This window comes from Geobacillus sp. TFV-3, from assembly GCF_009901865.1.
GTDB lineage: Bacteria > Bacillota > Bacilli > Bacillales > Anoxybacillaceae > Geobacillus > Geobacillus thermoleovorans_A.
Map to the genome: position 1 here is coordinate 1,400,001 of NZ_MPSP01000001.1, position 20,735 is coordinate 1,420,735.

General features: G+C 45.4%; 20 protein-coding genes, 4 tRNA genes, 1 rRNA gene and 3 pseudogenes (1 of these 28 only partly in view). 20 read left to right on the forward strand and 8 right to left on the reverse strand.

From position 1 onward, the window contains the following. The 5 genes from BJQ97_RS07125 to BJQ97_RS07145 all read left to right on the forward strand — a co-directional run. Window positions 1–1,333, forward strand: a 23S ribosomal RNA gene (locus BJQ97_RS07125) (it extends 1,597 nt beyond the left edge of the window). 56 nt (window positions 1,334–1,389) lie between these two features. Beyond that, window positions 1,390–1,461, forward strand: a tRNA-Gly gene (locus BJQ97_RS07130). 10 nt (window positions 1,462–1,471) lie between these two features. Continuing rightward, window positions 1,472–1,545, forward strand: a tRNA-Arg gene (locus BJQ97_RS07135). Window positions 1,546–1,646: 101 nt separating this feature from the next. Next, window positions 1,647–1,717, forward strand: a tRNA-Gly gene (locus BJQ97_RS07140). A gap of 313 nt (window positions 1,718–2,030) precedes the next feature. Beyond that, window positions 2,031–2,107: transfer RNA gene (locus BJQ97_RS07145), tRNA-Arg, on the forward strand. Between the two features lie 132 nt (window positions 2,108–2,239). On the opposite strand, the gene BJQ97_RS07150 is transcribed toward BJQ97_RS07145, so the two are convergent. The 5 genes and pseudogenes from BJQ97_RS07150 to BJQ97_RS17625 all read right to left on the reverse strand — a co-directional run bounded on the left by BJQ97_RS07150 (window position 2,240) and on the right by BJQ97_RS17625 (window position 6,767). Beyond that, on the reverse strand, window positions 2,240–3,376 hold the full coding sequence (locus BJQ97_RS07150) for a tyrosine-type recombinase/integrase (protein WP_160156047.1): 1,137 nt from the start codon (window positions 3,374–3,376) through the stop codon (window positions 2,240–2,242). A gap of 199 nt (window positions 3,377–3,575) precedes the next feature. After that, window positions 3,576–3,872 carry a hypothetical protein gene (locus BJQ97_RS07155; protein ID WP_160156048.1) on the reverse strand — a complete coding sequence of 99 codons (297 nt, stop codon included), beginning with the start codon at window positions 3,870–3,872 and terminating at the stop codon, window positions 3,576–3,578. A gap of 44 nt (window positions 3,873–3,916) precedes the next feature. Further along, entirely contained in the window at window positions 3,917–5,380 is a 1,464-nt protein-coding gene (locus tag BJQ97_RS07160; protein ID WP_160156049.1) for a transposase, read from the reverse strand. Window positions 5,381–5,691: 311 nt separating this feature from the next. Then, a pseudogene (locus BJQ97_RS07165) lies at window positions 5,692–6,069 on the reverse strand (helix-turn-helix domain-containing protein); the annotation flags it as partial. A 152-nt stretch (window positions 6,070–6,221) separates the two neighbouring features. Next, window positions 6,222–6,767, reverse strand: a complete 546-nt coding sequence (locus tag BJQ97_RS17625; protein WP_160156050.1) for a DUF6431 domain-containing protein — start codon at window positions 6,765–6,767, stop codon at window positions 6,222–6,224. Window positions 6,768–7,065: 298 nt separating this feature from the next. Between BJQ97_RS17625 and BJQ97_RS07175 the strand changes: the two genes are divergently transcribed. The 12 genes and pseudogenes from BJQ97_RS07175 to BJQ97_RS07230 all read left to right on the forward strand — a co-directional run. Continuing rightward, a complete protein-coding gene (locus BJQ97_RS07175) occupies window positions 7,066–7,341 on the forward strand; it encodes a hypothetical protein (protein WP_033011808.1) in 276 nt (91 codons plus the stop codon). Between the two features lie 272 nt (window positions 7,342–7,613). After that, window positions 7,614–8,801, forward strand: a complete 1,188-nt coding sequence (locus BJQ97_RS07180) for an MFS transporter (protein WP_160156051.1) — start codon at window positions 7,614–7,616, stop codon at window positions 8,799–8,801. Between the two features lie 62 nt (window positions 8,802–8,863). Continuing rightward, complete coding sequence (locus BJQ97_RS17885) at window positions 8,864–9,394, forward strand: IS630 family transposase (protein WP_201451656.1); 531 nt, start codon at window positions 8,864–8,866, stop codon at window positions 9,392–9,394. Continuing rightward, window positions 9,391–9,930, forward strand: a complete 540-nt coding sequence (locus BJQ97_RS17890) for an IS630 family transposase (protein WP_268892780.1) — start codon at window positions 9,391–9,393, stop codon at window positions 9,928–9,930. The genes BJQ97_RS17885 and BJQ97_RS17890 overlap by 4 nt, the downstream gene beginning before the upstream one ends. Window positions 9,931–10,037: 107 nt before the next feature. Further along, window positions 10,038–10,649, forward strand: coding sequence for a flavoprotein (locus BJQ97_RS07190; RefSeq protein WP_053414193.1), 612 nt, complete (start codon window positions 10,038–10,040; stop codon window positions 10,647–10,649). A 149-nt stretch (window positions 10,650–10,798) separates the two neighbouring features. Continuing rightward, the gene (locus BJQ97_RS07195; RefSeq protein WP_066234541.1) at window positions 10,799–12,193 is read left to right on the forward strand and encodes a radical SAM/SPASM domain-containing protein; all 1,395 of its coding nucleotides are present in this window, start codon (window positions 10,799–10,801) and stop codon (window positions 12,191–12,193) included. 553 nt (window positions 12,194–12,746) lie between these two features. Then, window positions 12,747–14,381 (forward strand): annotated as a pseudogene (locus BJQ97_RS07200) (IS1634 family transposase). Further along, window positions 14,375–14,812 (forward strand): MFS transporter, encoded by a 438-nt coding sequence (locus BJQ97_RS07205; protein ID WP_066234546.1) that lies wholly within the window; start codon window positions 14,375–14,377, stop codon window positions 14,810–14,812. Before BJQ97_RS07200 ends, BJQ97_RS07205 begins: the two are co-directional and overlap by 7 nt. Further along, window positions 14,809–15,207, forward strand: a complete 399-nt coding sequence (locus BJQ97_RS07210) for a YvaD family protein (protein ID WP_066234552.1) — start codon at window positions 14,809–14,811, stop codon at window positions 15,205–15,207. Before BJQ97_RS07205 ends, BJQ97_RS07210 begins: the two co-directional genes overlap by 4 nt. 363 nt (window positions 15,208–15,570) lie before the next feature. Further along, on the forward strand, window positions 15,571–17,100 hold the full coding sequence (gene istA / locus BJQ97_RS07220) for an IS21 family transposase (protein WP_160156053.1): 1,530 nt from the start codon (window positions 15,571–15,573) through the stop codon (window positions 17,098–17,100). Next, the gene (istB, locus tag BJQ97_RS07225; protein ID WP_160156054.1) at window positions 17,072–17,824 is read left to right on the forward strand and encodes an IS21-like element helper ATPase IstB; all 753 of its coding nucleotides are present in this window, start codon (window positions 17,072–17,074) and stop codon (window positions 17,822–17,824) included. Before istA ends, istB begins: the two co-directional genes overlap by 29 nt. Window positions 17,825–17,876: 52 nt before the next feature. Further along, window positions 17,877–18,197, forward strand: a pseudogene (locus tag BJQ97_RS07230) (sigma-70 family RNA polymerase sigma factor); the annotation flags it as partial. Between the two features lie 26 nt (window positions 18,198–18,223). Here the strand turns inward: BJQ97_RS07230 and BJQ97_RS07235 are convergent. The 3 genes from BJQ97_RS07235 to BJQ97_RS07245 all read right to left on the reverse strand — a co-directional run bounded on the left by BJQ97_RS07235 (window position 18,224) and on the right by BJQ97_RS07245 (window position 19,092). Beyond that, window positions 18,224–18,634: a type II toxin-antitoxin system HicB family antitoxin gene (locus BJQ97_RS07235; RefSeq protein ID WP_160156056.1), complete on the reverse strand. Its 411-nt coding sequence runs from the start codon at window positions 18,632–18,634 to the stop codon at window positions 18,224–18,226. Window positions 18,635–18,659: 25 nt separating this feature from the next. Next, complete coding sequence (locus tag BJQ97_RS07240) at window positions 18,660–18,764, reverse strand: type II toxin-antitoxin system HicA family toxin (RefSeq protein ID WP_236567151.1); 105 nt, start codon at window positions 18,762–18,764, stop codon at window positions 18,660–18,662. A 223-nt stretch (window positions 18,765–18,987) separates the two neighbouring features. Beyond that, window positions 18,988–19,092 (reverse strand): type II toxin-antitoxin system HicA family toxin, encoded by a 105-nt coding sequence (locus BJQ97_RS07245; protein ID WP_160156057.1) that lies wholly within the window; start codon window positions 19,090–19,092, stop codon window positions 18,988–18,990. 230 nt (window positions 19,093–19,322) lie between these two features. Here BJQ97_RS07245 and BJQ97_RS17635 point away from each other — a divergent pair, with 230 nt between their 5' ends. From BJQ97_RS17635 to BJQ97_RS07255, 3 genes are all read left to right on the forward strand, one after another. Next, window positions 19,323–19,532: a hypothetical protein gene (locus BJQ97_RS17635; RefSeq protein ID WP_236567152.1), complete on the forward strand. Its 210-nt coding sequence runs from the start codon at window positions 19,323–19,325 to the stop codon at window positions 19,530–19,532. Then, complete coding sequence (locus tag BJQ97_RS17640) at window positions 19,484–19,849, forward strand: IS630 family transposase (RefSeq protein ID WP_236567153.1); 366 nt, start codon at window positions 19,484–19,486, stop codon at window positions 19,847–19,849. The genes BJQ97_RS17635 and BJQ97_RS17640 overlap by 49 nt, the downstream gene beginning before the upstream one ends. A 488-nt stretch (window positions 19,850–20,337) precedes the next feature. Further along, window positions 20,338–20,562 carry a phage scaffolding protein gene (locus BJQ97_RS07255; RefSeq protein ID WP_236567155.1) on the forward strand — a complete coding sequence of 75 codons (225 nt, stop codon included), beginning with the start codon at window positions 20,338–20,340 and terminating at the stop codon, window positions 20,560–20,562. Window positions 20,563–20,735 lie beyond the last annotated feature (173 nt).

Genomic DNA, 20,735 nt, shown 5'->3' on the forward strand with positions numbered 1-20,735 from the left:
CCTGATTCCACACTGCCAAGAAAAGCCTCTAGCGAGGGAAGAGGTGCCCGTACCGCAAACCGACACAGGTAGGCGAGGAGAGAATCCTAAGGCGCGCGGGAGAACTCTCGTTAAGGAACTCGGCAAAATGACCCCGTAACTTCGGGAGAAGGGGTGCTCTTTCGGGTGAAGAGCCTGGAAGAGCCGCAGTGAAAAGGCCCAAGCGACTGTTTATCAAAAACACAGGTCTCTGCGAAGCCGAAAGGCGACGTATAGGGGCTGACACCTGCCCGGTGCTGGAAGGTTAAGGGGAGCGCTTAGCGGAAGCGAAGGTGCGAACCGAAGCCCCAGTAAACGGCGGCCGTAACTATAACGGTCCTAAGGTAGCGAAATTCCTTGTCGGGTAAGTTCCGACCCGCACGAAAGGTGTAACGACTTGGGCGCTGTCTCAACGAGAGACCCGGTGAAATTATACTACCTGTGAAGATGCAGGTTACCCGCGACAGGACGGAAAGACCCCGTGGAGCTTTACTGCAGCCTGATATGGAATTTTGGTATCGCTTGTACAGGATAGGTGGGAGCCTGGGAAGCCGGAGCGCCAGCTTCGGTGGAGGCGGCGGTGGGATACCACCCTGGCGGTATTGAAATTCTAACCCGCACCCCTTAGCGGGGTGGGAGACAGTGTCAGGCGGGCAGTTTGACTGGGGCGGTCGCCTCCCAAAAGGTAACGGAGGCGCCCAAAGGTTCCCTCAGAATGGTTGGAAATCATTCGGAGAGTGCAAAGGCACAAGGGAGCTTGACTGCGAGACGGACAGGTCGAGCAGGGACGAAAGTCGGGCTTAGTGATCCGGTGGTTCCGCATGGAAGGGCCATCGCTCAACGGATAAAAGCTACCCCGGGGATAACAGGCTGATCTCCCCCAAGAGTCCACATCGACGGGGAGGTTTGGCACCTCGATGTCGGCTCATCGCATCCTGGGGCTGTAGTCGGTCCCAAGGGTTGGGCTGTTCGCCCATTAAAGCGGTACGCGAGCTGGGTTCAGAACGTCGTGAGACAGTTCGGTCCCTATCCGTCGCGGGCGGAGGAAATTTGAGAGGAGCTGTCCTTAGTACGAGAGGACCGGGATGGACGCACCGCTGGTGTACCAGTTGTCCCGCCAGGGGCACCGCTGGGTAGCTATGTGCGGACGGGATAAGCGCTGAAAGCATCTAAGCGTGAAGCCCCCCTCAAGATGAGATTTCCCACCGCGTGAAGCGGGTAAGATCCCTCGAAGATGACGAGGTCGATAGGTCCGAGGTGGAAGCGTGGCGACACGTGGAGCTGACGGATACTAATCGATCGAGGGCTTGACCTATGAGCGGCTTCTTCCGACGGTTATCTAGTTTTGAAGGAACGAATTTTTATCATGATGCGGAAGTAGTTCAGCGGTAGAACACCACCTTGCCAAGGTGGGGGTCGCGGGTTCGAGTCCCGTCTTCCGCTTTTCCATCATGCGCTCGTAGCTCAATTGGATAGAGCATCTGACTACGGATCAGAAGGTTAGGGGTTCGAATCCTCTCGAGCGCGTTTATTCATTAACTTCAAAAAAGATATTGACAAAAAAAACAATTAGTGATTATATTCTTATTGCAGTCGTTTTTGAAGACAAGTTTAATGATATCGATCATGCGGGTGTAGTTTAATGGTAAAACCTCAGCTTCCCAAGCTGAAGTCGTGGGTTCGATTCCCATCACCCGCTTTCCTTTATTTTATCGTGAATATCGTATAGATATTGTTCCGGAAGCTCAGCAGGATAGAGCAACGAGCCGAGGCTTCTGTGAACCAGCAGCGAGTTGCCCCGACACATCTGGCTTCATCGAATAAGCTTGCAGAGGAAGGGGCAGCGGGATGATGAGAGTGTTATGATCGCCATGTCCCAGTAGCTCAGCAGGATAGAGCAACAAGCAAAGTCATCTTCGAAATGGCTGCGAGTTGTCCCGACGCACCATGCTTCCTTGAATGGGATTGTAGAGGAAGGGACAGCGGGAATATTGGAGTGTACTGTTGATTATGTCCCAGTAGCTCAGTCGGATAGAGCAGCGGCCTTCTAAGCCGTCGGTCGGGAGTTCGAGTCTCTCCTGGGACGCCACTTACATACGATCGGTTCGGGTTAACAGTGCTGAAACCCTTGATATGACCGCGTTTGCGGTCATTTTTCATTTTTTGGGAATCCCGAAAAAAACGATAGAATCCGAAAAAATTTTGCACGAATTTTGCACGGCTATTTAGCATGGTACAGCTCCTCCATTGCAAGGTCAACTTGCCGAGACTCTTTTTGCTCCATCTCATCTAAAATATGCGAGTACGTTTGTAGAGTGGTTACAATATCTTTATGGCCAAGTCGCCGAGATACATACTTAATGTTCACGCCTTTATATAAAAGCATGGAAGCGTGCGTATGACGAAGCCCGTGGCAGGTGATGGTTTTAACCCCGACTTTTTTGCATAGTGCACGCAATGTTTTATTAACCGCGTTATTCGTTACAACTTCCATTTTTGTGTTGATGAATACTAAATTTTTCGTATTTCTCAATCCAGTCTTCATCGCCAATTCGTTTTGATGTTTTCGCAGTTCTTTGAGCATATTTAACGTCTCGTTATCGACCGTAATGGTTCGTTTTGAATCGAATGTCTTTGTATCGCTAAAGTCATTTGCCCCTTTAAAGTCCCAAGTCTTATTAATCGTGATTGTTTTGTTTTTGAAATCAACGCAATCCCATGTCAGGCCCATGATTTCCGAGAAACGAGCGCCAGTGGCGATTGCGAATAAAATGATGTATCGAGAGATATATTTAGGTTTCATGTCCTTTTTTATTTCTGCTATCAACTTCTTCACTTCGTCAAAATTGAGATATTTCAATTCTTCCGATTTTGCTTCTACTTCTCCCTTTATGACCACTTTATACGTGGGATCACGGGTGATAATTCCTTCTTCAATCGCATCACGGAGGCACGACTTAATATATGTGTGTCGTTTTCGTACTGTCGCTGTGGTATGGTTTTTGCCGATTTCGTTGATGAACTTTTGGTACATATCGCGCGTCAAATCTTTCAATTTAACCCCAGCGAAATATTCTTCAACCAATTGAACGGATAACTCAATGTTTCTTTCGTGCGCTAAGCTGTATTTCCCCTTTTTATACAACTCGAACCAATTCCGCATATATTCAGAGAAGAGTTGATCCCCTGCGTTGATGTCGTATCCTTTGTGTAGCTGTCTCTCCAATTCAGCGGCCGCAAGCTCTGCCTCTTTCTTGGTGCGGAAGCCGCCTTTTGTTTTCGTTTTATATTTTCCGTTTTCTTTGTACGAAACGCGATAGCGCCAACGGCCATTTTTCATCTTTTGAATACTGGCCATGTCATCTCCCTCCCTTTGAAGCAATGTAGAATATATGTTTGGTTTAGAAGTCAAAGTTTTTTAGATGCACCACCTCCTTTGAAAGAGCGTGCAAACGTTCCGAAAGAATGTGCAAAATCCGGAACAATCCGCAAACATTTTGCACATTATTTCAGAATCCATCTGAAATAATTTGAAAAAGTGATTCTGAAATAATGTGCTAATTTACAAGCGGGATTGCAAATACAATACCTGGTTCAATGTTAGGAGCCTTTTTTCTCTTTTTCAATTTAAATTTTACATCGGTGATTTCCATTTCCTCCAATTGTTCGGCTATATTTGAATCAAGTTGCATTGCCTCCATAATCAATGCTTCCAATTCAGCTACAGTTGGTTTTCTTTCTAAATCTTCCTCATAAATCTTTCTTATCTCTAAAAGAGTATCACTTAGTAAATCGACTGCATCTTCACTTAAAATAACTGTTTCTTTATTCTTAATACTCTTCCAAAACGCCATGAAATCACCACCCATATCCTCTTATTACTTCTTTATAAATACTTCTAGAAGGCCGGTGAATTAATGGGGCATAGACTTCCCTCATGTCGAATTTTGGAGACCATTCTCCCCGCTATTTGGCGCCAAAGGACGGGAGGACGAGCAGGACTTCCTGCTCCAAATTCCGTTTTTGCGCACGCCAAAGAGCCGGTCCCCCTCGTTTTTTTTCGAAACCGGCACAATCGCTTCAGATTTTGCACGACGGCGGTCAACAACACCTGTTCTCCCATGGCGTCCAGGCCCCGGCTTCGGGCCCGATCCAGCCCATGACATTCCTTCCCTTCGGCGAACACATGCTCACAACGCGTACGAAGGGCTTGAATGGATCGATAACCGCCCTGTTGCGGAAGGAGCCTCGCTTGGTTGCGAATCTGAACGTCTCGGACTTTCGCCTGGCGTTGTGCTTCCTGAGCGGGATCCTTCGCCCGGCGCTTCCAGGTTGGAATCTCCTCCATCTCCTTGCGGCGCAGCGACACGAGCGGCGTAATGCCTTGGGCGAAGAGCGCTTCCAAATACTCCGTGGTGCCATATGCTTTGTCCGTAATCGACGGGTGGCGGAATCGAATCGAAGCCAGCTGCTCCAAACTCGTCTCCCGTTCCGCCGTTCCGGTGGCCACGCTCGCTTTTCGAGATAACATGACGCGTGACCGGACATCGATGACATCGTGTACCCAATACCGAGGATACGCTTCCTGCCCTTTGCCTTTCTTGTACAACCGAGCATCCGGAGCCGTCACGCTTCGACGGGTTTGATTGGAAAACGTGGTTCCACGGAAGTTTCCTCGTTCTTCGGCATGGGCGCGCTCTCCTGATTGGGGAGACGGAGAAGGCGGATCGTCATCGGGATCCCGGTCCGCCTTCGGGGACTCAGTCTGTTCATCTTCCCGAGCGGTGCGGGCCAGGTAGTCTTCCAACGTCTCCACCGGAGCGAGCTTGACCTCCCGCAAGCTGTGGATCGAAGCATTCGCCCGCACTTGGGTGCCATCAGCCGCCGCATGGACATCCGGAGAGACCAGCCCCGCCGCGATGCACTGGTCCACCACATAGGTCATCAGCCGATCAAAGATTCCGTGTTGACGCCAGCGTTTCCGTGTTTTCACGAGCGTCGTTCGATCCGGAAGCGTGGGATGATGCGGGTCGGGATGGAACACGGATTCAAAGTCAAGACCGCAAAACCACAGGTATCCGGCATGCATCGGGAGGATCTCATACAACTCCCGCTCGGAGTGATTAAACAAATACGAGAGCAGCATCAGGCGAAGCAGCCGTTCCGGATCCGCCGCCGGGCGACCCGTTTTTTTCGTGTACAGGGGAGCCGCCCAATCGTGAATGACGGAAAAGTCAACCGCTTCGTTGATTTGGCGCAGGATATGATGTGGGGGAACCAGGTCCTCCATGTCGATGACTTGAAACAGCCGAGGCTGAGTCGAAGGGTTTTTGGGGGCTTTCATGATCCAGTCACGCTCCATTCCAACGGTTTTTCCTCCTTTTTCGACATAAGCCCCCTAAATCCCTGCCTTAGAGTGTACTTTTTCACCGGCCTTCTAAATCTATATAAGTTGCAATTTTGTTTTACATGGCATTGTTCGCTCTTCTTGTCACCGTGCCAGCTTGTCAGGTGATAAAGACGGGACATGGAGATCGGAAATTCTTTATTACAACCTATATAAGTTGCAATAAAGAATTTCCGATTTTTCGTTTCCGTTTTCATCTAAATACAAACCGATATGATATAACGTGGTGAAGTGATCCGCTGGATGTAAAACAAAATTTCAACTTATATAGTAAAGTAAGAGGTATGGTTTTCTGGGATTTCCCCCTGCTCGATTAGGTGTTCGTAGAACACCGTCACGGGCATGGTGGGATGTTCTTTTCTTAGGGCTAAAATATGATCCTCATCATCGGGCGACAGACGCCTTGAGCGGCCGCGGTCCGAACGGCGCTTCGGCTTTAAGGCGTCAAAGCCCCCTTTTTTGTATCGGGTGCACCAATCGAGGATCGTCTTGGCTGCGATTCGTTTGTCGCCTTGGTGGGGAACATGGTGCACTCGCTCGCTCACCTCTTTCAGATACGTCTTCGGTTCCACCTGCCCATTCACCAACGGAGCGATTAGCCCGTACCGAAACAGGGCAATGTCGTGTCTCATCGACTCATCCATTCGAATCTCCTCCTTGTCTCACTTGGAATCAGGACCGTTCCGGTCCTCCTGCCCTTATCGTACCGAATTGCTTTTTCTCCGTCGATAGGAAAGGTTTGTGGGAACCTAAATCATTTCCAATTTAGGATATGTATGTAAAATCAGGACCCCATTTAATTCGCAAAAGGGTGTCGGAATCCGTCCTCCCACATGTCTCTGATGACCGAATAGAGACCGTGTTCCTCCAACGTTCGGATCCACCAGGAAGCCCGTTCCTTTTCTTTTTTCACGATAGGGCCTATAATCCTCCACCGCCTTGCAAAAAAGCTGTGAAGGTTTGATAGGTTTCGGAAGAACCGTCGGACATAAAAGATGATGCCGTCCTTTGTCGGGAGGAACGGATCTTGGTTCGTTCCCTCGGTCAATCCCAACTGCTCTTTCACGACTTGCCATATAGCGGACAACGTATACTGAAAATACGGGAGGAGAAAGGAAGGCAGCACACTCACCGTCTTCAAGCATTCCCGGCAGCGATACCGGACAATCCAAATGCGATCATCACCATGTGGGGTCAATGCGTTTCGCTCATAGTAACCGTGGCGGTGCAACGGGCGCTTGGCCCGGCAATGCGGACACTGTGTCAGAAGAGGGAAGTCGTTTTCTTTTCCACGCTCTGCATACGTTTGGACGTCAATGCCAAAGTCATGAAATTGAATCACGTCCTCCTCCCCTCCTCTGAACCGATGGATTTTCTCTTCCGAAATAATTCACAAAAAATTTAGCACATTCTTTCAGAAAAGGGGAGAGGGCTTTCTGAAGGAATGTGCAAAAAAATGGCTCTTTTGTTCCGAAATAAAGTGATAATTTACACCTACTAAACGCCTTAAAATCGATGCGGTTGTTTTTTGGAGGACGACATCGTATTTTAAATGATTGATTCAGATTTCTTTCATAACTATTCCCTTTGATAAATATAATCTATGGCGAATGTCCATTTACGAGGGGGATACGATACGTATGGAGAGTAAGTTTACAATTTCTGCAGCTCGGGAAATTCGCGAGAGACTGGACGAAATTCAATTCTTAGCAGTTAAACACCGTTCCGACAACGGCGAACTTTTTGATATCATCGACCATTTAGCTAGGGTAGGCGGCATGTTTGCGGATGTGAAAGTACAGGAATTAGAAGGGTACGTGCAAACAGCTGATCCTCAAGATTACATTTTAAAAAAGTTATCCATCGCTTACAGTTTAATGAAGCGGTATGATGAAAAGTCGGAAAAAGTTCTATAAAAGCGGTAAAGAAGCCACTCGTTGGCTTCTTTTTTTGTGTTTTCAATTATTCAACATAACAAAAGATATGTTGCATTCAACGATATCCGACAAAACGAGACGAGGTATTACAAAAAAACTCTTTACATTACCGTATTTTCCCGATAAAATAATTATTGTAATAATTGTAATATAATGAATCTTTAGTTATATTAAAACCGCCCCTTATCCTATGTTTTGATTTTGTTCTGTTTCACAAGTGCATTACATGCCTAGTCTCAATCTTTCTAAGGGTGATCATTTTGAACGCTACAAAATTTTGTATAGCAACGTTTCTTTCAAACTTGGGGGATGTCATATACAGTGTTGTTATAGCTTGGTATATTGCTGATGTTTTACAATCAGGTTTTTTGATGGGAGCAGTTTTATTTTCCCTAGGTTTGTCGAGATTTATTGCTGGGCTTCTTTGCGGACCGGTTATTGATCGAATAGGGGCAAAGTTGTTTCTGTGGTTGTCAGACATGATAAGGGCAATCATTGTGTTAGTTTTGGCTATTCTGTTATGGGATCTTACTATCTCTTTTGTAATTCTCATAATGGTCTCCGTTTTGTTTGGAGCGATTGATGCTTTTTATTGGTCAGCCTCAGAATCAATAAAGCCAAGATTAGTCGCTACTGAATATTTGAGTCGTCTCAATAGTCAATACTTCACTGTTGTAAGAACAACGATCATTTTGGGCCCTTTAATCGCCGCTTGGATGGTTGAATCAATCTCAATAGAACATTCCTTGATAGCCATTTCTATCTTATATGTATTTTCAACTTTTTTAATTTTGTTTATTGACTCTAAAAATAGTCATCTTGAAAATATGAACGATAATAATGACAAAACTTCTTACTTTTCGGATTTAAGACTTGGTTTTAGTTTTTTGAATAGACAAAAAATGATTTTTTATTTGGTTATAACTATGTTTTTTGTAAATATTGGAGCAAACGGGGTTAATGTATTGTTCCCTTTTTTAGCTAAAAATGTTAGTGGTGATGCTAAGTATTTAGGATATATATATTCATCGATGTCAATGGGAAGTTTGTTAACTGGTTTAATCTTTTCAGTTAAAAGCATTCACAAGGTTGAATTGAAGATTATTTATTTATCTTTTCTTTTACAAGCTACTGGTATTGCCGCACTATGTTTCACCCAAAATTTTTTGATTATTCTAATTTTCGTTTTTGTAATTGGCTTAATTACTGGTTTTATAGGAGTCCTTATACCTACTTTTGTTCAACGTTCTGTGCCTATTCATTTATTAGGAAGAGTTAATAGTATTATGATGGCGATTTCAATGCTTTCAACGCCAGTAGCCCAGTTTATTTTTGGGGTCAGTGTTGATTATTTCAATATAAAATATCTTTTCTTCATTGCAGGTGCTTTGGGTATAGTTACTATATACATGCTCATTAAAAAGTTAACCTTCGTATAACCGGTGCACACTCCGGTTATCCTGTTCCTAAGGAAACCTATGGAAAAGGAGCGGGATCATTCATGAAACGTCTCAACATCACCCATGATCACGGATGGACGCCACGGACGCTTCGCAAACAGGAACGGAAAATCAAAAACGCGCTTCTTCGCCAACGGGTGATGGCGGTTCGTTTGGTCATGGAAGGTTATTTGGGCAAAGAGGCGGCCTCCATGGTCAACGTGTGCCGACAAACCGTTTCCCATTATGTGTCGCTGTTCAACGAAGGCGGTCTGGAGCTCTTGCTTCATCGGGATTTCGCCCCCGGACGGGAGCCGTTTCTCACCGAAGAACAGCAGGAAGAGATCAAACAGCTTGTGTTGACCACCACTCCCGCGGAACTGGGCTGGGACGTCGCTTCGGCGTGGAACACCAAACTCCTGCAATCCTATGTCGAAAAGCACTTTGGTGTTTGGCTTTCCCGTGAAGCGCTGCGAAAACTCCTGCACCGTCAAGGTCTGTCATGGACTCGCCCTACGTACACGCTGGCGAAAGGGAATCCGGATGAGCAAAAGCAATTTGAAAAGCAAATGGATTTGATAAAAAAAACTTGATCACCAAGGAGACAGAAGATGCCGTTCTTCTGTACATCGATGAAACGCATATCCGCTCTTATCATGTCTTGCGATCCACTTGGTCCGAGGTCGGCCGTCAAAAACGTGTGCCGACATTCGGCCATCATGCCCATGTTTCGGTATTTGGCGCCGTGAACGTCCACGATGGGGACACCGTGCTTCACCAAGCAGAAGCCGCCAACGCCACGACGTTCTTGGATTTCTTGCGCCTGCTCAAAGAGCGGCATCCCAACCGGATGATTGCGCTCGTCTTGGACAATGCCCGGATTCATCACGCTCGAATGGTGAAGGACTTTTTGCGAGAAGAAGGACAATGTTTTCATTTCCTGTATCTGCCGCCCTACTCGCCGCAGCTCAACCCGATCGAGCGTTTGTGGAAATGGCTGAAGGATACGGTGATCGCCAACGCCTTTCACAAAGACCGCCACGAGATCCTGCAAGCGGTTCAACGATTTGCTCATTACATTCAGGAACGCCCGGAGGAAGTGTTGCGGCGCTTGGGGTGTGCCGCGTAATCGAAAAGTTAACTTTTCAAGGTGCATTTATATAGTTTATCTTCGTTATTAATTAATGAGAGAAAAGGTACGCCAAGAGAAACTGTAATGTAAAGGAGGTGTTAAGCTTGAATATATTAGTTGGCGTTACAGGTTCTTCAGGAGTTGTTGAACTACCTATGTATTTACGAGTTTTTAGAGAAAAACTAGATGCTAACATTAGACTAGTTTGTACATCGAACGTTCAGAAATTTATTGATGTCAATTTTTTAGCGGCGCACGCTGATGCTCCTGCATATCAGGATATGTACGATTTTCCAAAGGAGTATACACGAAATAGAGTTCCTCATTCCTTTTTACATGACTGGGCGGATATTTTCATCATTTTGCCTTGTACTGCTAATACTTTAGCGAAGTGTGCAAACGGAATAGCTGATAATTTGTTAACCATGCTGGTTTTATGCTCTCCAAGACCTGTTGTCTTTTTCCCAAATATGGGGCCAAACATGTGGGATGCAAAAGTTACACAATACAATGCTAAAAAGCTGATCAGTTTTGGACATAAAGTTGTATTTCCTAGTGGAAATGCATGGATAACTGCAACCGGAGAAAAAGTAGATTATGGACATGTACCTCCCCCATATACAGTAGCTGAGTATATACAGAGACATATACAGCAGTCAGACAATGAATTGAAAGGAGGTGAATTGCATGAATCAGGAAATGCTTCAAATTCTTGATGAAGGCTTCGATGTCTTGAATCCAACAGCAGAAGACGTTCTTCTTTCTTTTGCACCGACTAACACAAACTGCGGAGGATGCTGATCATATTCTTTTGTCATCGGGGATAGCTATATTAAGCTATCCCTTGATTATAGGAGGGGTAAAAATGGAGCCGTTTTCTACTATTCCCAAAGAGGTAAAATCAGATGTGAATGATAGATGGGTAGCATCGCGATTTAATATTCTTTCCCATGAAGAGAATGGGGATCTTTATATATGTAATACTTATACGGGGGCATTTTTACGTGTTCCACAAGCTCATGCTAATAAGATTAAAAATATTCTCCGATCGGGATGTGATGAGCTTGATGATACTGCAAAGATTCTTGCTAATTATGGCTTTTTAATCAAAAGTAATGTAGACGAATTTAAAAGAGCCCGAATTTTACATGAAATCAAAGGAAGAAATCCTGAAAATATGTATTTGATTTTTTTAGTCACTGAACAGTGTAACTTTAGGTGTACATATTGTTATGAAAATTTTGAGAAAGGAAAAATGTCGGATGATGTTATTGAAGGTGTAATAAAATATGTTGAGAAAAGAGGGCCTCAACTAAAAAATTTGAATGTCCATTGGTTTGGAGGAGAACCTCTTCTCGCATTAGATGTTATTGAAAAATTATCAAATCAATTCCTTTTATTAAGTGAAAAGTACAATTTCAAGTTTCGTGCTGGTATTACTACTAATGGATTCCTTTTAAACAGTGATACGGCGACAAAATTATTAAAGCTAGGTGTTGACAATTTCCAGATAACTATAGACGGCCCTGAACATATTCATGATCAAACACGTAAGTTAGTGGGAGGACAAGGAACTTTCAAAAGAATATTTAATAATTTGAAAAATTTGAGTTGTTTGGAATATGATTTTCAGGTTAGGATACGTGTCAACTTCGATAAAAGTAATGAACCTTATATACGCGATCTTACAAAAGAGCTTTCCGAAACGTTTTCCAACGATGGAAGGTTTCACGTCAACTACTTTCCTATTGGTCGATGGGGCGGACCGAATGATGAAGATTTAGATATATTTGATACAAAAATAAGAGCAAAAGTAGCACTAAGTTTGTGTGAAGATGCTTTAAATCAGGGGTTATCGACTACATTAGGTAGCATTCTTCAACCTGGTGGTTATGTATGTTATGCGGCTGATCCTAATTCTTATGTAATTGGATCAGACGGTACTTTATATAAGTGTACAGTAGCGTTATATAATGAAAAAAATAAGATTGGAAAAGTTGAAAAAGATGGGAACTTTAGAATAGATATAGATAAATTTGCTTTGTGGGTTATGAACGATGAGTCTGAAGATGAGGGCTGTAAGAAGTGCTTCCTAAGACCTTCTTGTCAAGGATCTGCTTGTCCTCTAATTAGGATTGAAACAGGAAAAGCCCCGTGCCCACCTGAAAAACAGTATATAAAGCAAGTAGTACGGGTTGTTGGTCGACAAAAGAAATTTATTAGCGAAAGAAAAATTAAAGTGACTAAAAGCTATTCGTAATATGCGATGAGCACTTGAATCTTTGGCCTATGTGCTTTTCGGTTTTGAAAATTCTAGTGAAACCGGGTACCGTCAAGAATTTTGTGTAATGTAAGATAGTAGGGTATCTCTGAAATGGATTTAAAATGGATAGGTGATGAGTTTTCTCCACTCATAAGACTGAATATTCAGTCTTATGAGTGGAGAGGGAGAATCTCCTTATCTCATCGTTTTACATTATTTGGTTAATTATAACGTTCTTCAAACATTCGTTGAAAGGCTTCCTACGCTTCGGCAAATCCTCATAAATTCGGTATACTTTTAGACATAGTTAGGGTTCTCCTTTCTCTGGAAGGTTGTTTTTAGCCAAATCAGAGAATACCCTACCTTTTTCTTTTGGTCTAGCACAATGCTTTACACAAAATTTTATACATCATCTTAAAAACCATCTTAAATACGAGATATATGCTGGATCTTACATTTCGCACCCTCTCGACAAACATCGGGAGGATTTTTTTATCTTCCTGTCGAATGAATCCTTGAAACACAAGAGAGGCAAAGGAGTTTCTACATCATGAGCGTTCAAATCCGTGCCATTTATGAAAGTTCCTATTTGAATATAATAAGCACTATTTTCAAGAACCTTGGTCTCCCTTCGTTAATCGACCGTCTGGTTCCGGTGGATCCGCAATGCCAAACCCGAGCCAGCGATGTGGTCTGGCTGCTCACCTTGGATATCTTGAGCGGTCGGCAAGCACTCGTTCATGTGGAACGATGGGCGCATGACATCGATTTGCCTAAGCTGATCCGACCAGGGCTTTCCCCTTCTTGGTTCAACGACGATGCCATCGCGCGCCATCTGGATCGGCTGTACGACGCCAATATCCACGCGGTTCTTTCGGCTTGTTTGGTGCAGATTTACAAGAAAGAGGGAATCCCTCTTCGGGTGTTCCATGCCGATACGACCGATGTATCGGTTTACGGTACGTATGAATCGGCCTCACCGGATGCTTTGCAGATTACGCATGGCTACAACCGGCATCATCGTTGGCAAAAGCAGATCGGATTTGGGCTGATTGGCAACGAGGATGGCATCCCGTTTTATGGCGATGTACACGACGGCAACCTGCCGGATAAAACGTGGAATCCCGAGGTGTTGTCCCGTGTGCAGAAACAGCTGAAGCAGGCCAAAATCGAAGACGAATGGATTTACGTAGCCGATTCTGCGGCCATGACGAAAGACACGCTGGCGCAAACGAAGGCCGCCAACGCCTTTTTGATCACAAGAGGTCCTTCTTCGCTCCGGATCGTCAAAACCGCGCTGGCTAAAGCCGATGCCCAAGACACGCCGTGGAGCGATCCGTTCTCCTTCGCAGAGAAAAACGGAGCCACCTACCGGGTGTGGGAAACGACATCGACGTACGAAGGTCATTCGGTCCGGTTGATCGTCGTCGAATCCAGCGCGCTCGACCAACGAAAAGGAAAGATGCTCGAAAAAGAGCGAAACCAAGAAGAGGAGTTTCTTCGGCAGGAACAAACCCGATGGGAAAGCCGCCTGTTTTCGTGCCGGGAAGACGCCGAACAAGCCCTAGCGTCTCTAAAGGCGTCCCTTCGTCCCCGGTTCCATCGCGTCGAGGCGTCGGTCGAAGCGATGGTGCGCCCGAAAAAACGGCGCGGACGTCCGAAAAAAGGGGCGGAACTGGACATGGAGACGGTGTACGCCCTTCGCTTGAACGTGGAATTCGACCAAGCTGCGTGGGAACAGGCGAGACGGAAAGCGTCCCGATTTGTCCTTGTCACGACCGTTCCGAAGGAATGGAAAGGTCAGCCGATGGATGCGAAAGAGATCTTGAAGTTGTATAAAGGTCAAATCTCGGTGGAAATGAACTTTTCTTTCTTGAAAGACCCGTTCTTTACGGATGAGATTTACGTGAAAAAACCGGAACGAGTCGCGGTATTAGGCTATTTGTTTCTGTTGGCCTTGGCGATTTACCGTGTCTTCCAGCGCCGAGTGCGTCCGTTCATCACCCCGGAACGCCCATGAAAGGGCGCGGGAGGTCGGAAACTGACCCGACCGACCGGACAAGCGATTTTTCAATTGTTTTGGTATGTTAGGGTCGTCCTGTTGGAACTGCCGGATGGACGAATCCAACGCGCGTTAGGTCAACCGCTCACGTACGAGCAGCGAAGGATTCTTATGGAATGGTAAGTCCCTTAGCTGGTTGGTTATCTGATCGATGCGGAACTTTTTCTTTGATGATGGCAGGCCTGCTTATTTTAGCCGTTTCTCTTCCATTGGTCATACTCCCTAACTCGTTAATATTAGAAGGAGCCGTACTTTTTTTGGTAGGGGCAGCGGCTGGTTTTGTCTTAACGCCGACTTTGCCGGAATTAGCGAATTCTGTTGATCGTTTAGGTGGGGGGCGTATGCTACTGCATTTGCTGTTTTTAATATGGCCCTATTCCTTAGGGATGATACTTGGTCCAATTGCAGGAGGAGGACTGGCCGATTTATTTGGTTTATCAACAGCTCTTTATATCATGTGTTTTGTTTTAATATGTTACAGTTTGTTTTCTAGGTTGATGAAACATGAGCAGAAAATCTGTAGAATGGATGAGTTGTGTTGGAGGAAAAAATGAAGTGTTTAAAACCGTTTTTTTTAGTAACGGATATTGGGTTTATTATATACTGGCTCATTACCTTTTTCCATCTTATACCTGAAGAAGTAGCGTTTAAAGACTATGATAACCCGATTATTATCGCATGGAACTGGTCGTTTTTCCCATTAGATATTTTCATTTCTATCACTGGTCTTTACAGTATATATTTATATAATAAAAACAACCCGGCATGGCGGAACTGGGCTCTGATTTCTCTTGTGTTGACTTTTTGTTCCGGATTGCAGGCCATTGCATTTTGGGCTTTTAGCAAGGATTTTGACATTACTTGGTGGGCTGCCAACTTGTATTTGATGATTTACCCGTTGTTTTTTATTAAAGATTTTATTGCCGAAAAGAATAAGGACCGTCTGTGAAGGTATGATGGATCAAAATCGTTGGTGAAAATGTGGTTATGACTTATTTAAGAAAAAGGGGTGTTGATCGTGTATTTTCTTATTTGGGGCTTTCTTGTTTGGTTAGGAGCAACCCTCATTTTCCGGTTTTTTGGCCATTTTTTCTTCCATCCAGAAAACGCTTTACTTCTTCTTTTGTCCTATCTGCTTGTTGTTCCAGTCATTGCTTTGTTCACCTATCCTGTTTAGTGCAAAATAAAAATACAGAGTTCTGCAACGAAACGTGCAGAGCCTAAGGCAAAGAAAAAAGGCTTGCCAGCCCCTAACATTTCCTCTACTGTGGAAGTTGTGAACACATAAACCAAACAGTGGAGGAGCGAAAGGATGCTGGCAATGCCCGAAATGAATCGTATCAGAAAACTGCGTGAAAAGAAAGGGTTATCGATTGCGGAAATTTCCCGCGAAACGGGATATAACTGGAGAACGGTCAAGAAATACGCGGATGGCGGCATTTCTGTCCAACCAACCATCAAACGCAAAAAGGGGATGATGGAGGAAGAAGGATACGGGCAAATCATTGATGACTGGTTGGAGGAGGATGCCAAGCTGCCGAGAAAACAACGGCGAACGAACAAGACGATGTTTGAAGCGCTTTGTCGTGACCATGGATTTCAAGGCTCGTATCGCACCGCTTGCGCGTACGTGCAAAAACGAAGACCGCAGCTCAAACTCGAGAAAGAACAGCGCTATGAACGACTTGAGCACCCGCCAGGCGAGGCGCAGGTGGATTTCGGGAAGATGACGGTGGTGACGAAGGAGGGGAAGGAAGAAGAACGATCGGTTTTGATCGTAAGCTTCCCGTATAGCAACGCTGCGTTTGCTTATCCGCTGCCGGCGGAAAACAGTGAATGCTTCCTCCATGGGTTGACGCAGCTGTTTCGTCAGGCTGGGGGAGTGCCAAAGGCATTGCGCATTGACAATTTGTCCGCGGCCATCGTGTCGATTCGAAAAGGGGGAGAACGCCAATTCACCGAGGCTTTTGAGAAATTTCAACTCTACTATCGGTTTGATGTACAAGTGTGCAATCCATACAGCGGACATGAGAAAGGAAATGCGGAGCGAAAAGTCTATTACACTCGCAACCTTTGTTTCGTCCCGGCTCCGTTGATCGAGTCGGATCCGGAGCTGGTGGAGTGGTTGCATCGCAAGATGGTCGAGGACCGAAACCGCCCTCATTATGAAAAGGGGCGGTTGATAGAGGAGCTATGGCAGGAAGAGCGGCCGGAGCTGTTGGCGTTGCCGGAACAAGATTTTCCGATCTTCTCCCTCGATCACGCTTACGTGAATAAGTACGGAGAAGTGATGGTGGATGGGAAGGCGTTCGTCGTCCATGGCCTGTCCGTCCCCAACCGGGTATTGGTGAAAAAAGAGTGGGATCGTTTCTTTGTGCTCTCTCCTGACGGAGGCATACATCTTGAGATGCCAAGGCCGTATACGAACGTGAAACGCGAGATCCCTTGGAAAGAGATTTTCGCTGAGTGGGAGACCAAACCCCAGGTTGTCGGGCATTCCCGATACGGGGCGTACTTGCCGGAAGCGATCCGAACGTATCTGGCTGGCACCCCGCCCCAGGTGGCGGCCCGTTTGAAAGGGCTGCGAGCGCTGTTGGATCGTTGCACGCTTTATGAAATCGCCCAGTGGCTCGATGAGAACCAGCGATGGGACTTGGCTCCTCATGAAATCGGGGTGTTGATGGAAGCCGAGCAATCCCATTACCCGGCCAAGTGGAAAGAATCGTACACCCCTTCCGTCCTGATCGACTATGAAACGGACTTAACGGTGTATGATCAACGTCTTCATCCTGTTCGGGAAGGGGTGTCCAGGGATGAGAGCAGAGGTGAAAGAGATTTGTAAAGCCCTGCATTTGGCCTATATCGCGGATCGATTCGAGGAGGTGATGTTCGAAACGAAAGAACAGTTTTTGCGGGATGTATTGGCGCTGGAGCTGTCGTGCCGCCAGCAGGCGAAACAGGCCCGGCTGATCAAGAAAGCCAAGTTTCGGGAGTTGAAATGGCTGAAGGATTACGAATGGTCGGATCACATCCACTGGCCGACCACGACATCGAAGAAGGAATTGTGTGACCTTCGCTTTTTGGAGCGAAAACAAAACGTTCTGCTTTTAGGCTCGCCCGGGACAGGAAAAACCCATCTCGCCACAGCGCTCGGCATCCAGGCGTGCCAACAAGGCCATGAGGTTCGGTTTTTCCGCGTTGCGGATCTCGTCGCCCAGCTGGAAGAGGCATTGAAAAATGGCACGCTCGGGCGGCTGAAACGAAGCATCGATGCGTGCGAACTGTTGATATTGGATGAACTCGGCTATGTGCCGTTTCAAAAGCAAGGATCGGAGCTGTTGTTTCATATTATCGCCGACTGTTATGTGCGAAAAAGCGTCATCGTGACGTCGAATCTGGAATTTGGACAGTGGAATCGGGTGTTTGGGGACAACCGCTTGACAGCTGCGCTGGTGGATCGCTTGGTTCACCATGCCCACATCCTGGCCTTTACGGGAGAGAGCTATCGACTGCGGAACGCTCTCTCCGCGATCCAGCCGTCCTCTTCCCCCGGTCTGGAACCTTAAGTCTTGAGCTGGCAAGCCTATGTATTTTTTCTTGCACTTCTCTGCATTTTTTGCTTGCAAAAAACAAAAATTATTCGACCCATTGCTTATACAAAAGTATTTTCGTTCCAGTGAGCCTATTTATAAATGGGATGACCACGAAAAAGAAAGTGTCATTACGAGCTGGGATCGGGAACGTATTGAGGATGTTTTATCGGTGCTTACGGAGCGAGAAAAAGAAGTATATCTGATGTCACGTGGATATTACATAACTTATAGCGAAATTGCAAATTATTTGTGTATTTCTTCAAGCAGCGTCCAGACGATGATTGAACGGGCGGAGAAAAAAATTAAAAAACGTATAAACGAAAGCCTCTTCTGCCTGTGCAGGTGAAGAGGCTTTTTTTAGAATTTATTGAATTATCGGTCGGTGGCGCCAAGATGCTTCTTTAATGCCTCCTGAAGGATTTGGGAATAGTTTACGTTATGTTCTCTCGCTAAATCGTCAAGCCATTTTGGGATAGTCAGTGTTTTTTTTACCGCTTTGTTTTCCATTTCGTGTCGAAAAGGTGGCATCCATACCTCTATGAACACGATTACCTGATTGTTTTCTGTTTGAATTTCCGATACTTTTGAAGGATGAGGAATCTCTTCATTTTCCTGCTCCAAGCCGTATAAGTGTAATGCCATCGCCTCTTTGGCCATTTTAAAAGCTTCTTCCTCTGTATCTCCGCAGGTAAAGCAGCCAGGAAGATCAGGAAACTCAACAGATATTCCATCGCTACTGTAATCGAAAATAGCTGGATAAATATAGCGGTCTTTTTTATTCATATATGTTAACCTCCTTTAGGAGGGCTTATAATAGCCCCGCCTGTTTGAGTATGCTTTTTACTGTTTTGATCGGTAAGTTTTTCTTTGGATGAGGGATGGTTACTAGTCCAGGTTTACTATATAGATGCAACGAAAAAGTTTAACATATCCTTGACGGAAAAGAGGCTTGTCCATTTTTCGACTGTCGAAGGCAAGCCACAGGCTTGCCCCCGTCACGCTTTGGCGTGACGGAAGACCGAACAACCACCCGCTTCACAGACCCATACATGGGTCTAGAAGCGGGGTTGTTCGGTCACCCGACAGTCGATCAAATGCTCGGTAAAAGCGACAAATGTTAAAGCTTCAAATTGCATCTATATAGGATGTTTAAACTGATGATGACTGCCACTTGTTCTTACTATGTACCATCCATCTTGTTGTATGATTTTTATTAATTCCTTTGAAGAGTAACTCTTCATTTCCCTCCCTCCTTGATTACATTATAACACGTGTTATAATACGTATCAATAACTTTTAATCAATTTTTTGTTTTTTGTTGTGTAAATGCCACTAATAAGTAGAATGGCGATTTCCTCCTTTCATGAGTGCCTATATACATGCTCATTAAAAAGTTAACCTTCGTATAACCGGTGCACACTCCGGTTATCCTGTTCCTAAGGAAACCTATGGAAAAGGAGCGGGATCATTCATGAAACGTCTCAACATCACCCATGATCACGGATGGATGCCACGGACGCTTCGCAAACAGGAACGGAAAATCCAAAACGCGCTTCTTCGCCAACGGGTGATGGCCGTTCGCTTGGTCATGGAAGGTTATTTGGGCAAAGAAGCGGCCTCCATGGTCAACGTGTGCCGACATTCGGCCATCATGCCCATGTTTCGGTATTTGGCGCCGTGAACGTCCACGATGGGGACATTGTGCTTCACCAAGCAGAAGCCGCCAACGCCGCGACATTCTTGGATTTCTTGCACCTGCTCAAAGAGCGGCATCCCAACTGGATCATTGCGCTCGTCTTGGACAATGCCCGGATTCATCACGCTCGAATGGTGAAGGACTTTTTGCGAGAAGAAGGACAATGTTTTCATTTCCTGTATCTGCCGCCCTACTCGCTGCAGCTCAACCCGAACGAGCGTTTGTGGAAATGGCTGAAGGATACGGTGATCGCCAACGCCTTTCACAAAGACCGCCACGAGATCGTGCAAGCGGTTCAATGATTTGCTCATTACATTCAGGAACGCCCGGGGGAAGTGTTACGACGCTTGGGGTGTTCCGCGTAATCGAAAAGTTAACTTTTCAAGGTGCATTTATATAGAAGGGTTTGTTCGCGATTATTGCGATGGGGAAGACAGTGAGGATGGAATAGATAGATTAATAATTACAAACGAAGAAACAAAAGGGCAGGGATACGTTTTTGGTGTGCTGGAAACCGAAATAAAATCGATTGAGATCATTGGCTAGAAGCACTGAATCACATTTTAGGTGGTTGGGTGCTTTTTATTTTCACAAAATACACTAACAAAAGGGAGATGAATAAGGAGATGAGCATGAACAAGGAAATCGAAAACAATTTTAAGTATAAAGAAGGGCAGCCCTAATCTTGAGCAAAGTGTCATGTGGGCGAATGCTTCTATCGCGCGAAATGAGTAACTGGTTATTTGTTCGTCTTTTTACCACGTTAAAAAACGTAACCGGGAGGAATACCATGAAACGCGAATTTCTTGAAAGTTTAGGTCTTGAAAAAGACGTCATTGACAAAATTATGGCCGAGCATGGAAAGTCCGTTGAAGCTCACAAGACAAAAGTCGATGAGTTGAAAGCCAACCTTGATGATATGAAAAAGCAGCTTGAACAACGCGATCATGATTTGAAACAGCTTAAAAAGCAGGCGGAAGGACATGAAGAGCTGCAAACGAAGCTCGTGGAATAGAGGGAGCGTTATCAACATGAAAGGGACGTCATGGGATAGAACTGTAAATTGATGATCCTTGGGGAAGTGAATGATGGCAGTTGATCGGCGCCGAGTTTTTGTCTTGCAACTGAAAACAAATTGAAACGTTCCTTTCCACGAAAGTTTGGTAAAATGTATAGAATAGAAATAAA